This window comes from Azospirillum brasilense, assembly GCF_003349955.1.
In the GTDB taxonomy this organism is placed as follows: Bacteria; Pseudomonadota; Alphaproteobacteria; order Azospirillales; family Azospirillaceae; genus Azospirillum; species Azospirillum brasilense_B.
In genome coordinates this window covers 34905-49873 of sequence record NZ_QLKQ01000055.1, presented here as the reverse complement: position 1 = coordinate 49873, position 14969 = coordinate 34905, and the positions used below count along the sequence as shown (strand labels likewise).

The 14969-nt window shown below is 67.2% G+C and carries 13 protein-coding genes; 12 read left to right on the top strand and 1 reads right to left on the bottom strand.

The window, feature by feature from the left end; translation table 11 throughout:
- Positions 1–477 (bottom strand): FHA domain-containing protein (locus DXK32_RS21965; protein WP_114860454.1); only part of this gene is annotated, 477 nt, incomplete at its 3' end.
- Positions 478–824: 347 nt separating this feature from the next.
- Between DXK32_RS21965 and tssA the strand changes: the two genes are divergently transcribed.
- From tssA to DXK32_RS21905, 12 genes are all read left to right on the top strand, one after another.
- Positions 825–1898 (top strand): type VI secretion system protein TssA, encoded by a 1074-nt coding sequence (gene tssA / locus DXK32_RS21960; RefSeq protein ID WP_162801304.1) that lies wholly within the window; start codon positions 825–827, stop codon positions 1896–1898.
- Between the two features lie 82 nt (positions 1899–1980).
- The gene (gene tssB, locus DXK32_RS21955) at positions 1981–2508 is read left to right on the top strand and encodes a type VI secretion system contractile sheath small subunit (RefSeq protein ID WP_114860452.1); all 528 of its coding nucleotides are present in this window, start codon (positions 1981–1983) and stop codon (positions 2506–2508) included.
- A 4-nt stretch (positions 2509–2512) separates the two neighbouring features.
- Positions 2513–4009: a type VI secretion system contractile sheath large subunit gene (gene tssC / locus DXK32_RS21950; RefSeq protein ID WP_114860451.1), complete on the top strand. Its 1497-nt coding sequence runs from the start codon at positions 2513–2515 to the stop codon at positions 4007–4009.
- Positions 4010–4068: 59 nt separating this feature from the next.
- On the top strand, positions 4069–4557 hold the full coding sequence (locus DXK32_RS21945) for an Hcp family type VI secretion system effector (RefSeq protein ID WP_114860450.1): 489 nt from the start codon (positions 4069–4071) through the stop codon (positions 4555–4557).
- Between the two features lie 96 nt (positions 4558–4653).
- Positions 4654–5514 (top strand): type VI secretion system accessory protein TagJ, encoded by an 861-nt coding sequence (locus DXK32_RS21940; protein ID WP_114860457.1) that lies wholly within the window; start codon positions 4654–4656, stop codon positions 5512–5514.
- Positions 5507–6016 carry a type VI secretion system baseplate subunit TssE gene (tssE, locus tag DXK32_RS21935; RefSeq protein WP_114860449.1) on the top strand — a complete coding sequence of 170 codons (510 nt, stop codon included), beginning with the start codon at positions 5507–5509 and terminating at the stop codon, positions 6014–6016. The genes DXK32_RS21940 and tssE overlap by 8 nt, the downstream gene beginning before the upstream one ends.
- Positions 6016–7896 (top strand): type VI secretion system baseplate subunit TssF, encoded by a 1881-nt coding sequence (gene tssF, locus DXK32_RS21930; RefSeq protein ID WP_114860448.1) that lies wholly within the window; start codon positions 6016–6018, stop codon positions 7894–7896. The genes tssE and tssF overlap by 1 nt, the downstream gene beginning before the upstream one ends.
- Positions 7860–8975 (top strand): type VI secretion system baseplate subunit TssG, encoded by a 1116-nt coding sequence (gene tssG / locus DXK32_RS21925; protein ID WP_114860447.1) that lies wholly within the window; start codon positions 7860–7862, stop codon positions 8973–8975. The genes tssF and tssG overlap by 37 nt, the downstream gene beginning before the upstream one ends.
- The gene (gene tssH, locus DXK32_RS21920; protein WP_114860446.1) at positions 8962–11679 is read left to right on the top strand and encodes a type VI secretion system ATPase TssH; all 2718 of its coding nucleotides are present in this window, start codon (positions 8962–8964) and stop codon (positions 11677–11679) included. The genes tssG and tssH overlap by 14 nt, the downstream gene beginning before the upstream one ends.
- Before the next feature lie 42 nt (positions 11680–11721).
- Entirely contained in the window at positions 11722–13845 is a 2124-nt protein-coding gene (locus DXK32_RS21915) for a type VI secretion system Vgr family protein (protein ID WP_114860445.1), read from the top strand.
- Positions 13845–14378 carry a DUF4123 domain-containing protein gene (locus tag DXK32_RS21910; protein WP_114860444.1) on the top strand — a complete coding sequence of 178 codons (534 nt, stop codon included), beginning with the start codon at positions 13845–13847 and terminating at the stop codon, positions 14376–14378. Before DXK32_RS21915 ends, DXK32_RS21910 begins: the two co-directional genes overlap by 1 nt.
- Before the next feature lie 63 nt (positions 14379–14441).
- Positions 14442–14831, top strand: a complete 390-nt coding sequence (locus tag DXK32_RS21905) for a DUF4280 domain-containing protein (RefSeq protein WP_114860443.1) — start codon at positions 14442–14444, stop codon at positions 14829–14831.
- The last annotated feature ends 138 nt before the right edge of the window (positions 14832–14969 follow it).

The window sequence follows — 14969 nt, the reverse complement described above, 5'->3', positions numbered from 1 at the left end:
CGGCAGCGCTTCGATCGGGTTCGGCGGCTGGAAATACGCCTGGTCCAACGGAACATGGTCGGGGTGGGTCGCGGCGGGAGGGGCCTCGGGCGTCCGCAGGCCGGGGAACGGCTCCGCGCCGCGATTGACCTGGAAGGGGTCGCCGAAGGAATCCTGGAACACGCCCTCGTCCCAGGGGCTGACCGCCGCCGGAACCGCCGCCTGGGCGAGCGACACGGCCATTTCATAATCGCCCAGGACCAGCGAGTCGCCATCGGCCAGGGCGACCGAGCCGCCCCGCCCGATCGGATGTTCCGAGTGATTGTGGTAGACGCCGTTCGAACTGGTGTCGGTGAGCACATACTGCCCGTCGACCCAGGAAATCCTGAAATGCTGATTGGACAGGATGCACTCGGCGTCGGGAAGGATCCAGTCGCAGGAGTTGCCCCGGCCGGCGATCAGGCCCGTGCGGTCCAAAGTGCGCGTGGCCCCGCACATCCGACCCCTTGTGATACGCAGAGTAAGCATGAAGCGTGCCGCCCGGTCTCGCCTATTGCATGTGTGCGTTCGGTTGATCGCCGCTTATTGGTGCGGCGTTTCGTTAAATTCGCCAGAATTTATAGGCGATATTGACACCTGAGCGCCAGTGGTATTATGCCATTGAGCGTGAGGAGCGAATTCCAGGCAATATGCGCCATTTGTAATCACGGTGGATAACGGCCTTGGCCGCGGGGGTCGTGCGTTCTCATGTTTTCAAGCAACTGACGGCGTGTGGCCGGTCCTGAACACGCCCTGCGGGCGATCGATGGGCTTTCAGCGCCGTGCAAAAGTGCATGGAGAAGGTCTTGGGGACCGAATTCATTGACGTCGAGGCGCTGCTTCGGGAGGTCGATCCCTCGACGCCGGAAGGCGAAAACTGCGAATACGACCCGGTGTTCACCGAGCTTGAAAAGAAAGCCGAGGGACAGCCGGAGCGCCAGTTCGGCGACATCGTCCAGCCTGCCGTGCCGCCGGAATGGCGGGATGTCCTTGCCCTGACGACCGAGTTGTTCGGGCGCACCAAGGACATCCGCGTCGCCCTGCATCTGTGCCGCGCCCTGCTCGGCCTGCATGGGCTCCCGGGGTTGGCGCAGGGGCTGGACGTCTTCCACGGCCTGCTGGAGCGATTCTGGCCGACGCTCCACCCCCAGTTGGATCCGGACGACGACGACGACCCGACCATGCGGGTCAACATCATCGCCGGGCTGGCCCATCACGAGACGATGCTGCGCGGCGTGCGCGAGAGCATCGTCGTTTCCGCAAGAACGGTCGGACGGTTCAGCCTGCGGCAGGTGGTTGCGGCAAGCGCCGCCCACCCTCCGGAAGGCGCGCCCGATCCGTCGCTGGTCGAAGCGGCCTTTCAGGAATGCGGCATCGACGACCTGCGCTTCACCGCGGAGGGTGCAAAGCGCAGCTACGACCGCATCCGCCGCATCGAGATGTACGTCACCGATCAGGTCGGCGCGTCCAACGCCGTGGATCTGTCCGCCATCTCCGGTGTGCTGCGCGAGGCCTCGGCCCTCCTGAACGCCCGTCTGGCGGCGCGCGACGCCGGCGGCGGGGAAGCGCCGGCGGCGGGTGGAGCAGCCTCGCCGGCGGCGGAGGACGCGTTCACCGGCGCGTCCGTTGCCGTCGCCCCCACCCCCGCTCCCTTGCGGGTGGCCGGTCCCGGCGTCATCGCGTCGCGCGAGGACGTGACGCGGACGCTCGACAGGATTTGCGAATACTACGCGAACAACGAACCCTCCAGCCCGGTGCCGCTGATCCTGCAGCGGGCGCGCCGCTTGGTCGGTCTCGATTTCATGGATCTGCTTCGCGACCTGACTCCGGACGGGGTCGGCCAATTCGAAACCATCAGCGGCCTCCGCCGCGACGACTGACCGCGACCGTCCGGCGGGACGTTTCGCACCCGCACGACCGTCTCGAGCCTGATCGGCAAAGGACTGGAAGAGGAACCGAGGAATGGCGACACAAAGCAGTCAGAAATTCATTGCCCGCAACCGCGCTCCGCGTGTCCAGATCGAATACGATGTCGAGCTGTACGGCGCCCAGAAGAAGGTGCAGTTGCCGTTCGTAATGGGCGTGATGGCCGATCTCAGCGGCACGCCGGCCGAGCCGCTGCCCAGCGCCGCCGAGCGCAAGTTCCTCGAAATCGACGTCGACAACTTCAACGATCGCCTGAAGGCGATGAAGCCGCGCGTCGCCCTCCAGGTGCCGAACACACTGACCGGCGAGAACAACCTCAGCGTCGACATCACCTTCGAAAGCATGGACGACTTCTCGCCGGCGGCGATCGCCCGCAAGGTCGAGCCGCTGCGCAAGCTGCTGGAGGCGCGCACGCAACTGTCCAACCTGCTGACCTACATGGACGGCAAGGCCGGCGCCGAGGAACTGATCCAGAAGACGCTGAGCGACCCGACTCTGCTGAAATCCCTGGCGTCCGCCCCGAAGCCCGCCGACACGACCACCGAAACCTCGTCGGAGGGTTGATCTCATGACCGACACCAGCATTCTGCAGCAGGGTCAGGCGTCCCTCGGCGTTACGGAACTCGACGAGTTCTCGTCGCTCCTCCAGAAGGAGTTCAAGCCGCGCTCCGACAACGCGCGGAGCGAGGTGGAGAGCGCCGTCCGCACCCTCGCCGAGGAGGCCGTCCGTTCGGCCAACCTCCTGTCCGGCGACGCTGTCGGCACGATCCAGGCGATCATCGCCGAGATCGACAAGAAGCTGACCGAGCAGATCAACCACATTCTGCACCACAAGGACTTCCAGGCTCTGGAAGGCTCCTGGCGCGGTCTGCACTATCTCGTCAACAACACCGAAACCGACGAGATGCTGAAGATCCGGGTCATGAACATCTCCAAAAAGGAGGTTGGCAAGACCCTTAAGCGGTTCAAGGGAACGTCCTGGGACCAGAGCCCGATCTTCAAGAAACTCTACGAGGAAGAGTTCGGCCAGCTCGGCGGACAGCCCTACGGCTGCCTGGTCGGCGACTATCACTTCGACCACAGCCCGCCGGACGTCGAAATGCTGGGGCAGATGGCCCAGGTCGCCGCCGCCGCTCACGCGCCGTTCATCGCCGGCGTGTCCCCGGCCGTCCTGCAGATGGACAGCTGGCAGGAGCTGAGCAACCCGCGCGACCTGACCAAGATCTTCCAAACCCCCGAATACGCCTCCTGGCGGTCGCTGCGCGAGAGCGAGGACGCGCGCTACATCGGCCTCGCCATGCCGCGCTTCCTGTCGCGCCTTCCCTACGGCGCCAAGACCAACCCGGTCGAGGAGTTCAACTTCGAGGAGGAGGCCGAAGGGGCCGATCACGGGAAATACACCTGGTCCAACTCCGCCTACGCCATGGCGGCCAACATCAACCGCTCCTTCAAGACCTATGGCTGGGTGTCGCGCATTCGCGGCATCGAGTCCGGCGGCGCGGTCGAGGGCCTGCCCGTCCACAGCTTCCCGACCGACGATGGCGGCGTGGACATGAAGTGCCCCACGGAAATCGCCATCAGCGACCGCCGCGAGGCGGAACTCGCGAAGAACGGCTTCATGCCGCTGGTGCACAAGAAGAACACCGACTTCGCGGCCTTCATCGGCGCGCAGTCGCTGCACAAGCCGGCCGAGTACGACGATCCCGACGCCACGGCCAACGCCAATCTGGCGGCCCGCCTGCCCTACCTGTTCGCGACCTGCCGCTTCGCCCATTACCTGAAATGCATCGTCCGCGACAAGGTCGGCTCCTTCAAGAGCCGCAAGGAAACGGAGCAGTGGCTGAGCGAGTGGATCCTCCAGTACGTGGATGGCGACCCCGCCAATTCCAGCGAGACCACCAAGGCGGAAAAGCCCCTGGCCGCCGCGGAAGTGGTGGTCGAGGAGGTCGACGGCAACCCCGGCTACTACACGTCGAAGTTCTTCCTGCGCCCGCACTACCAGCTTGAAGGCCTGACCGTGTCGCTGCGGCTGGTGTCCAAGCTGCCGTCGGGCCGGGCGGCCTGACGCCGGACGGCGCTTCATCCTGATCGTTGCGTTTCAACCAGCCCATTGGAGTTCAAAACATGGCCTATGACGTTTTTATTGATATTGACGGCATTCCCGGCGAGTCGCTGGATGCCAAGTACAAGGACAAGATCGCCGTCCGCAGCTTCTCCTTCGGCGTCGCCCAGGCCGGGACTTTCGCGCACAACAGCGGCGGCGGCGCGGGCAAGGCGGATTTCACCCTGCTGAAGTTCCTGAAGCACACCGACAGCGCCACCCATCTGCTGTTCCTGCACTGCGCCAACGGCGCGCACATCAAGCAGGCCACCCTGATCGTCCGCAAGGCCGGCGGTGAGCAGCGCGAGTTCCTGAAGGTCGTGCTGACCGACGTGATCGTCCAGAGCTTCAACAGCGTCGGCGATCCGAGCGGCCCGGAAAGCCAGCCGCTGGAGGAGGTTGCGCTCGGCTTCTCCTCCATCAAGGTGTCCTACTCCAAGCAGAAGCAGGACGGCAGCATGGAAGCCTTCAAGGACGCCGGCTGGAGCCTCAAGGAAAACAAGAAGCTCTGATCCCGTTCGGCGGAAGGGGCGTCGCGTGGTTCTCGCGCCGTTCCTTCCGACCGCGAAGGAATCGTGAAACCGGCAGGGTGGGCGACGATGGGCGGGATGGAACTTGGCGCGGATGTCCGTCAGAGCCTGAAGGGCGGCGATCTCGCGAAAGCGTTGGAGCAGGCCAAGACCCTGGTGCGCAAGGACCCCGCGTCCGCGAAGCCGCGCATCCTGCTGTTCCAGCTGTTCGCGATCTGCGGCGACTGGGACCGTGCGCTCAACCAGCTCGCCGTGGCGGGCGACATGGCCGCCGACACGGCGTCGATGGTTGCCACCTATCGGGAAATGCTTCCCTGCGAGCCATTGCGCGCCCGGATCTTCGCCGGACGGGAAACCCCGGTCGTTGTGGGCACGCCGGAGGGCTGGATCGCCCTGCTGATCGAAGCGTTGCGTCTCGACGGGCTGGGAAAGGCCGAGGAGGCCGCGGCGCTGCGGGTGAAGGCGTTGGAGGACGCCCCGGCCACCACCGGAACCATCGACGGCGTGCCCTTTTCCTGGATTGCCGACGGCGACCAGCGGCTGGGACCGGTTCTGGAGGCGGTCGTCAACGGACGCTACGGCTGGATCCCGCTGTACCGCATCCGCAGCATCGAGGTCGCCCCCCCCACGGATCTGCGCGACTTGGTGTGGACGGCGGTCACGCTGACCTTCGCCAACGGCGGGGAGGTCGTCGGGCTGGTGCCGACGCGTTATCCCGGCAGCGCCGAAAGCGGCGATCCCCTTTTGAGGCTGGCCCGCCGCACGGACTGGGTGGAGACGCCCGGGGGCCTTTACACCGGGTTGGGCCAGCGCATGCTCGTGACCGACGCGGGTGAACACGCGCTGATGGACATCCGCCGCATTGACCTGGATGTGGCCGAGCCGGCGGGGGACGGCGGAGACGCGGCGGCCGGGATGGCCGAAACCCATCATGGCTGAACTGACGGTCCAGGAACGGCTTCAGCCATCGCTGCTCGACCGCCTGTTCGACGACGAACCGGATCAGCGGCAGGAATCCCGCGACCGCCGGGTTCTGTCGCTGCGCCGGCTGCGCGAAAGCGTGGTGCGCGACCTGGCGTGGCTTCTGAACGCCAGCAACCTGGGCGCCGAGCTGGACGAGGAGCGGCATCCGGAGGTCGCCCGCTCCGTTGTGAATTACGGGATGCCGCCGTTGGCCGGCCTGTCCGGGATCGGTGTGGAGCTGCCGGATCTGGAGCGGCGGATGTTCGACGCTATCCGCCGCTTCGAGCCGCGCATTCTGCCCAACACCCTCAACGTCAAACTCATCCTGCAAGGAGAAGAGCACAACAGCCGCGCCCTGACCTTCGACATCGAGGGCGAGTTGTGGGCGCAGCCGGTGCCGATCCGGATTTTCCTGCGCACCGAAGTGGACCTGGAAGTGGGCGCGGTGAGGGTCTCCGACAACGCGGGCTTCCGCTGATGCACCCCCAGCTTCTGCGCTATTACGACGACGAGCTGCGCCACCTGCGCGAGGTGGGGGCGGAGTTCGCCGAGGAGTTTCCCAAGATCGCCGGGCGGCTGGCGCTGGAGAAGTTCGAGTGCGCCGACCCCTATGTCGAACGGATGCTGGAAGCCTTCGCCTTCCTGACCGCGCGCGTGCAGATCAAGATGGAGGCGCAGTTTCCGCGCTTCATCAATCATTTGCTGGAGGCGGTCTATCCGCATTATCTGGCGCCGACGCCGTCGATGGCGGTGGTGCAGTTCCAGCCGGATCTGAGCGAAGGCGGGCTTGCGCAAGGTTTCCTGATCCCGCGCGGCGACACGGTGCTGCGCAGCGTGGCGGGCAAGGGGCAGGCCACCGCCTGTGAATACCGGACCGGCCACGATGTGACGCTGTGGCCGATCGAGCTGATCCGGGCCGATTATCTGCCCACGCCCGGCGCGGTCGCCGCGCTGGAGGTGCCCGACGTCCGCGGCGTGCGCGCCGGCCTGCGCCTGCGGCTGAAGACGACGGCCGGCCTGACCTTCGACCAGTTGGCGCTGGACCGGCTGCCGCTGTTCCTGTCGGGGGCCGGGGGCCTGCCGGTCGCCCTGTGCGAGCAGATTCTCGGCGCCGGCATCGGCATGGTGATCCGGCCGGCGCAACGCCCCGCGCCATGGCAGGAGGTCCGCCCCGCGGCCAGCCTGGCGCGCTGCGGCTTTTCCGAGCGGGAGGCGCTGCTGCCCACGTCGCCGCGCTCCTTCGAAGGGTACCGCCTTTTGCAGGAGTATTTCAGCTTCCCGGCGCGCTTCCAGTTCGTCGAACTGCGCGACCTGTCCGCTGCCGTGCGCCGCTGCGCCGGGCCGGAGCTGGAGATCGTCATCCTGTTCAACCGCGCCAACCCGCAACTGGACGGCGTGATCGACCGGCAGAACCTTCAGCTTTTCTGCGCGCCCGCCATCAACCTGTTTCCCAAGCGTGCCGACCGGATCCACCTGAACACCCGCGAGACCGAGTACCACATCGTGCCGGACCGCACGCGCCCGCTCGACTTCGAGGTGCATTCGGTGCTGTCGGTGGCCGGCTACGGCGCGGGCACGGAGGTGGCGCAGGAGTTCAAGCCCTTCCACGCCGCGCGCGACCAGCACACCGTCGGGTCGGATCACGCCTTCTACGCGCTGTCCCGGCAACCGCGCGTGCTGTCGGCCAAGCAGAGGCGCAACGGGCCGCGGTCGAGCTACATCGGGTCGGAGGCTTTCGTCTCGCTGGTGGACGGCGAGGAGGCTCCCTACAGCCACAACCTGCGCCAGCTCGGCGTCATGGCGCTGTGCACCAACCGCGATCTGCCGCTGCACGTGTCCTTCGGACAATTGAACACGGACTTCACCATGGACCAGGGGGCGCCGGTGGACTCCATCCGCTGCGTCGCCGGCCCGTCCAAGCCGCGCCCCTCGAACGCCGAGGGACCCACCGCCTGGCGGCTGATCAGCCACCTGTCCCTGAATTACCTGTCCCTGGCCGACAGCGACCCGCAGCGGGGTGCCCAGGCGCTCAGGGACCTGCTGAAGCTCTACACCGACCGGGAGGACGCCTCCGCCGCGAAGCAGGTGGACGGCGTCCGGCATGTCCGGACCGCGCCCATCGTGCGGCGCGTCCCCGGGCGCGGCCACATCGTCCATGCGCGCGGCCTGGAAGTGGCCGTCACGTTTGATGAGCACGCGTTCGACGGCAGCGGCATCTTCGTGCTGGGCGCCGTTCTGGAGGAATTCTTCGCCAAGTACGTGTCGCTGAACAGCTTCACCGAAACGGTGATCCACAGCCTTGACCGCGGAGAGGTGATGCGATGGCCAGCCCGGATCGGCCGCCGCGAGCTGCTGTAGATATGCTGGAGGCGATACGGGCCGAACCGCACGCGTTCGGCCTGTACCACGCCTTGCGCCTGATCGAGTGCGCCAATCCCCAGGCACCGCGGTTGGGCCGGCAGAAGAGCCGCGTGGCCGACGAGGCCGTGCGCCTGGGGCAGGAGCCGACGATGGGCTTCGCGCCGGCCACGCTGGCGGCCGTCGCCGGCGGTGATGATGGCCGGCCGCACCGTCTGCTGACGTACGGCTTCGGCATCTTCGGCCCGAATGGTCCGATGCCCCTCCACATCACCGAGACGGTTCTGGAGCGGCGGCTCTATCACGGCGACGACACGCTCGCGCGGTACGCCGACCTCTTCCACCACCGCCTGCTGTCGCTGTTTTACCGCGCCTGGGCGGACGCCGAACCGACCGTCAGCCACGACCGCCCGGACAGCGATCCGTTCGCCATCTATCTGGCGTCGCTGATCGGCCTGGGAATGCCGTCGCTGTCCGGCCGCGACGCGCTGCCCGATGGCGTGCGGCTGCATTTCGCCGGCCGGCTGGTGGGGCAGGCCCGCAACCCCGAGGGGTTGTGCGCCATGATCACCAGCTTTTTCGGCATCCCGGCGGCGGTGCAGGAGTTCGTCCGGGCCTGGATGGACCTGCCGCCGGAGTGCCGCTGGCGCCTGGGCGGCGATCGCAGGTCCGGCACCGCCCTCCCCGCGCCGACCTTGGGGGAGGGGCTGACGCTGGGCGCGCGGGTCGTGGACGCGCAACATCGCTTCCGCATCCGCCTCGGCCCCATGGGCATGGACGACTACGCGCGCATGCTGCCGGGCGGACGCAGCCTGGATCGGCTGGTCGCGCTCGTGCGGGGCCACGCCGGCGACGAATTCGCCTGGGATGTCCAACTCGTGCTGCGTGCGCCCGACGTGCCGCCCTTCCGGCTCGACGGGTCCAACCGGCTCGGCTGGACCTGCTGGCTGGGGCGGCGGCGCGCTGATGTTCAGGGCGCCGTTGACGACGCCGACGATCTCGTTCTCGACCCTTTCGCCGCGCGGCCCGCCAGGGCTGCGCCCGACCGTCCGCAGGAGTGTGACCATGGCAGGGATTAGCCGCGTTTCGCTGTTCGGCAAGCTCAACCCCGTGGCCTACCGAGCCATCGAAAGCGCGACCGTGTTCTGCAAGATGCGGGGCAACCCCTACGTCGAGCTGGCGCATTGGATCCACCAGATCCTCCAGCTGTCCGACAGCGACCTGCACCGGGTGGTCCGCCGCTTCGACCTGGACCCGTCGCGGCTGGCCCGCGATGTGATCGAGGCGCTGGACCGCCTGCCGCGCGGCGCCACGGCGATCAGCGACCTGTCTCCGCAGATCGAGGAGGCGACGGAGCGCGGCTGGGTCGCCGCCTCGCTGATGTTCAAGGCGCCGCGCGTGACGACCGGCCACCTCGTGGTCGGCATGCTGCAGACGCCGGGCCTGCGCAACGCTCTGCCCGCCCTGTCGCGCGAGTTCGCCAAGGTCAAGCTGGACGCTCTGATCGAGGAGTTCGCCGCCATCACCGCCGGCTCGCCGGAAGACGCCCCGGCGGACAACGCCGACTTCGGCGGCGCCGCGCCCGGCGAGGCGAGCGGCGCCATGGCTCCGGCGGCGATGGGCAAGCAGGAGGCGCTGGCCAAATTCTCCGTCGATCTCACGGAAAAGGCCCGCAAGGGCGAGATCGACCCGATCGTCGGCCGCGACGACGAGATCCGCCAGATCGTGGACATTCTGATGCGCCGTCGCCAGAACAACCCGATCCTCACCGGCGAAGCCGGCGTCGGCAAGACCGCCGTGGTGGAGGGCTTCGCGCTCCGCATCGCCGCCGGGGACGTGCCGCCGCCGCTGCGCGACGTCACGCTGCGTACGCTGGACGTCGGCCTGCTCCAGGCCGGCGCCAGCATGAAGGGCGAGTTCGAGAACCGCCTGCGCCAGGTGATCGAGGAGGTGCAGTCGTCGCCCAAGCCGATCATCCTCTTCATCGACGAGGCGCACACGCTGATCGGGGCCGGCGGGGCCGCCGGAACGGGCGACGCCGCCAACCTGCTGAAGCCGGCGCTGGCCCGTGGCAATCTGCGCACGGTCGCCGCCACCACCTGGGCCGAATACAAGAAGTATTTTGAGAAGGACCCGGCGCTGACCCGCCGCTTCCAGACCGTGCAGGTGGACGAACCGAGCGAGAGCAAGGCCATCCTGATGATGCGCGGCCTGTCCTCCACCCTGGAGACGCACCACAAGGTGCAGATCCTCGACGAGGCGCTGGAGGCGGCGGTCGGGCTGTCGCACCGTTACATTCCGGCGCGCCAGCTTCCGGACAAGGCGGTCAGTCTGCTCGACACGGCGGCCGCCCGCGTCGCCATCAGCCAGCACGCCGTTCCGGCCGAGGTGGACGACAGCCGGCGCCGCATCGAAGCGCTGCGCACGGAGCTGGCGATCATCGCCAAGGAGGCGGCGGTCGGCGTCGACACGGCGCGGCGCGCCGCCGAGGCGGAGGGAAAACTGGCCACCGAGACGGAGCGCCTGGCCGGGCTCGAAACGCGCTGGCAGAGCGAAAAGGCGCTGGTGGACCAGATCCTGGCCTTGCGCGGCCGCCTGCGCAGCGGCGGGGCGGCCATCGAGGGCACCGGCTCCGATTTGGAGGCCCGCGCCGCGGCCGCGGCGGAAGCGGCGCCGGCCCTGACCGACCCGGAACGCGCCGGCCTGCTGGCCGAGCTGAGGGCCCGGCAGGCCGAACTGGCCGAACTCCAGGGCGACGCGCCGCTGATCCTTCCGACGGTGGACGAGCAGGCCGTGGCGTCGGTGGTCGGCGACTGGACCGGCATCCCCGTGGGCCGCATGATCAAGAACGAGATCGAAACGGTGCTGAAACTGGCCGACACGCTGAACCAGCGTGTCATCGGCCAGTCGCACGGGCTGGCGATGATCGCCAAGCGCATCCAGACCTCGCGCGCCAAGCTCGACAACCCGAACAAGCCGGTCGGCGTCTTCATGCTGTGCGGGCCGAGCGGCGTCGGCAAGACGGAAACCGCGCTGGCGCTCGCCGAAACGCTGTACGGCGGCGAGCACAACGTCATCACCATCAACATGAGCGAGTTCCAGGAGGCGCACACCGTCTCCACGCTCAAAGGCGCCCCCCCGGGCTACGTCGGCTATGGCGAGGGCGGCGTGCTGACCGAGGCGGTGCGGCGCAAGCCCTACAGCGTCGTGCTGCTGGACGAGGTTGAAAAGGCCCACTCCGACGTGCACGAGATCTTCTTCCAGGTGTTCGACAAGGGCATCATGGAGGATGGCGAGGGCCGGCTGATCGATTTCAAGAACACGCTGATCCTGCTGACCTCCAACGTCGGCAGCGACCTGATCATGAACATGTGCCAGGATCCGGAGCTGCTTCCCGAACCGGAGGCCATCGCCAAGGCGCTGCGCAATCCGTTGCTGAAGGTGTTCCCGGCGGCCCTGCTCGGGCGCATCGTCACGATTCCCTACTACCCGCTCAGCGACGAGATGATCGGCAACATCATCCGCCTGCAGCTCGGCCGCATCCAGAAGCGCGTCCAGGCGACTCACCGCATCCCCTTCACCTACGACGACGAGGTCGTGAGGCTGATCGCCGGCCGGTGCGGCGAACTGGAGAGCGGCGGGCGCATGATCGACGCGATCCTCACCAACACCGTGCTGCCGACCATCAGCAACGCCATGCTGGAACGCATGCTGGAAGGGGGCGCCGTGCCGCGCATCCATGTCGGCGTGAAGGAACAGGAATTCGCGTATGATTTCGGCTGAGCCGGGAACCACCGGAGTCCGGCATCGGGGGCGTGAACCGGAATGCTGACGCAAGCCTACCGTGACATCGCCGTTTCGTCGCCGTTGGGCGAGGACGTGCTGGTCTTCCGCCGCATGACCGCGGTGGAGGGGATCAGCACGCTCTTCCGCTTCGACATCGATCTTCTGACCGCCCGTCCGAAGATCGACTTCGACGCCATGCTCGGCCAGAACATGACGGTGCGGCTGAAGCTCGACACAGGGGAGCGTCATTTCAACGGGTTCGTGTCGGCCTTCTCCCACGTCGGATCCGCCGGCCGGCATGGCCTGTACCGGGCGGTTCTGCGGCCGTGGCTGTGGTTCCTCACCCGCAACCGCGACTGCCGCATCTTCCAGGACAAGACGGTTCCGGACATCGTGAAGGCCGTACTGCGCGAGCATGGCTTCACCGACATCCAGGACCGGCTGTCCGGCAGCTACCGGGCATGGGAATATTGCGTCCAGTACCAGGAAAGCGACTTCGACTTCATCAGCCGGCTGCTGGAGCACGAAGGCATCTACTATTACTTCACGCACCAGAACGGAAACCACACGCTGGTGCTGGGCGACGGGGTTGGAGCCCACGACCATCTGACACCGACCGACCGGCTGCGCTACAACCCCGGAGCGCGCCACCGCGAGACCGTGCCATCCGTCGACGCCTGGACCGTCGGGCGGGAGGTGTCGAGCGGGGCCTACACCGTGGACGACTTCGACTTCGAACGGCCGAAGGCGGTGCTGCGCACCGGCCTGTCCATGGCGCGCCCGCACGCACTGTCGGGCATGGAGGTGTTCGAGTATCCGGCCGACATGGCCTATATGAAGACCGGCCAGCGCAGCAGCATGGGGTCGTTCTACGCCCGCACGCGGCTGGAGGAAATCCAGTGCCGGTATGAGACGGTCGAGGCCGCGACGACGGTCCGCGACCTGCGCTGCGGCCAGCTCTTCCAGCTGACGCACCACCCGGTCGACGATCAGAACCGCGAGTATCTGGTGCTGTCCTCCGTGTCGGAGATCGTGTCCGACGAGTTCGAGGGAGGCAGCGACTCCGCGTCGCCGGACGAACCGTACCGCTGCCGCTTCACCGTGCTGAACAGCCATGAGCAGTTCCGGCCGCCGCGTGCGACTCCCGTCCCGGTGATGCGCGGGCCGCAGACCGCCATCGTCAGCGGCAAGGCCGGCGAGGAGATCTGGACCGACAAGTACGGCCGCATCAAGGTGCGCTTCCATTGGGACCGCACGGGCAAGGCGGACGAGACCAGCTCCTGCTGGATCCGCGTGGCGCAGAGCTGGGCGGGCAAGCGCTGGGGCGCCCAGTTCCTGCCGCGCATCGGCCACGAGGTGATCGTCGACTTCCTGGACGGTGACCCCAACCGCCCCGTCGTCACGGGCAGCCTCTACAACGGCGACGCCACGCCGCCCTACGAGCTGCCCGCCAAGGCGACCCAGTCGGGTGTGCGCACCAACTCGGTCAAGGGATCGGGGGCCAACGAGCTGCGTTTCGAGGACAAGGCGGGCGGCGAGCAGATCCTGATCCACGCCCAACGCAACCAGGACAACCACGTCCGGAACGATTCGCTGGAACGGATCGGCCGGAACCGGCACCTGATCGTCGGCGGAAGCCAGTTCGAACGGGTCGATTCCGACAAGCATCTGACGGTCAAGGGCGACCAGAACGAGAAGGTCACCGGCACCGTGTCGCTGACCGTCGAGCGCGACCTGCACCAGACGGTTGCGCAGAACGCCGCCATGCAGTCAGGCATGGAAATCCACCTGAAGGCCGGTATGGACCTGGTGCTGGAAGCCGGGGTGTCCGTCACCATCAAGGCGTCCGGCAGCTTCATCACCATCGGCCCTTCGGGCGTCACCATCAGCGGCCCGATGGTGATGATCAACAGCGGCGGGTCCGCGGGGTCCGGCGGTGGCTCCCATCCGGACGCGCCGCAACCGCCGAAAGCCGCCGACTCGGACAGCCACGGCAGCGTGACGACGGTCGAGCCGAAACCCAAATACACGCCGCCGAAGCTGGCGCTCAGCTCGCACCCGGTCGCCCGGCAGCTGAAGGAAGCCTACGAAAACGGCACGCCCTTCTGCGAGCAGTGCGAGGCGGCCCGCAAGGCCGCGGCCATGAAGAACGGAGGCTCCTGATGATTGCGGAACCGGCGCTCCGGACATTGGCCGGTACGCTGTTCACCGATCGCGTGCCGGTCTACGCCGTGATCGACGGCGCCGGCTGCCCGGCGCTGCTGCCCATGCTGGACCGGCACGGGGTGCCATCCATCTGCCTCTATCGGGGAGAGCTGGAGCCCGAGCTGGCCGAGGCCGCGCCCTATCTCGCGGAACTCGTCCCGGACTCCCCCTTCACGCGCTGGTTCCTCGGCGAAGGGTGGGACCGGCATTGGGGCATCCTGTTGAAAACGGAGGCGGGGCTGGCCGAAATGCGGAGCCATCTGCGCCATCTGACCATGGCGCGGCTGCCCGACGGACGGGTGGTCTATTTCCGCTTCTACGATCCGCGCGTGATGCGCGTCTATCTCCCGACCTGCACGCCGGAGGAGGCGGCCCACATCTTCGGCCCTGCGGACTCGATGTTCATGGAAGGCGAATCGCCGGCCACGCTGCTGCGCATGGAGTCCGGTCCCAAGGGCGTGCTCGCGGCCCATGTGCCTCTCGGGGGGTGAGGCTCTCCGCCTCGACAAGACCCGTCCCTCCCAAAAGCCCGTGTCGAAGAGGAAACAGCCGACATGCCGATGCAGGTTGTGAACGGAGCCACGCTTCAGTGCAGTTTCGGCATGGCGCCGTCGACGCTCGTGGTGTTGCCGGTGCACCGGACGATGGCCGGCAACCAGCCGGCGGCCAACATCATGGATCACCAGCCCATGGTCAACATCCTGCCGTTCGGGATGTGCACCAGCCTCGCCAACCCGGCGGTCGCGTCGGCCACCGCCGCCGCCATGGGGGCTCTGACACCCATGCCCTGCGTTCCCAACACCCCGGCGCCGTGGGTTCCCGGCGCGCCGACGGTCATCCTGGACAGTGCGCCGGCCCTCGACCACCCATCCAAATGCATGTGCGTCTGGGCCGGCGTGATCTCCATCGCCAATCCAGGGCAGACGACCACGATGATTCCCTGATAGATGGCGGGTTTGCGGTTCGAAATCTCCTCTTATGGTTCGAAAAGCGTCCGGCACCAACTCTTCCGGGTGGAAATTCCAGCTAAATTGGATTAGAGTTTTTTCAAATTCTGGTCATGTCCACAAGAAAGAGACGGC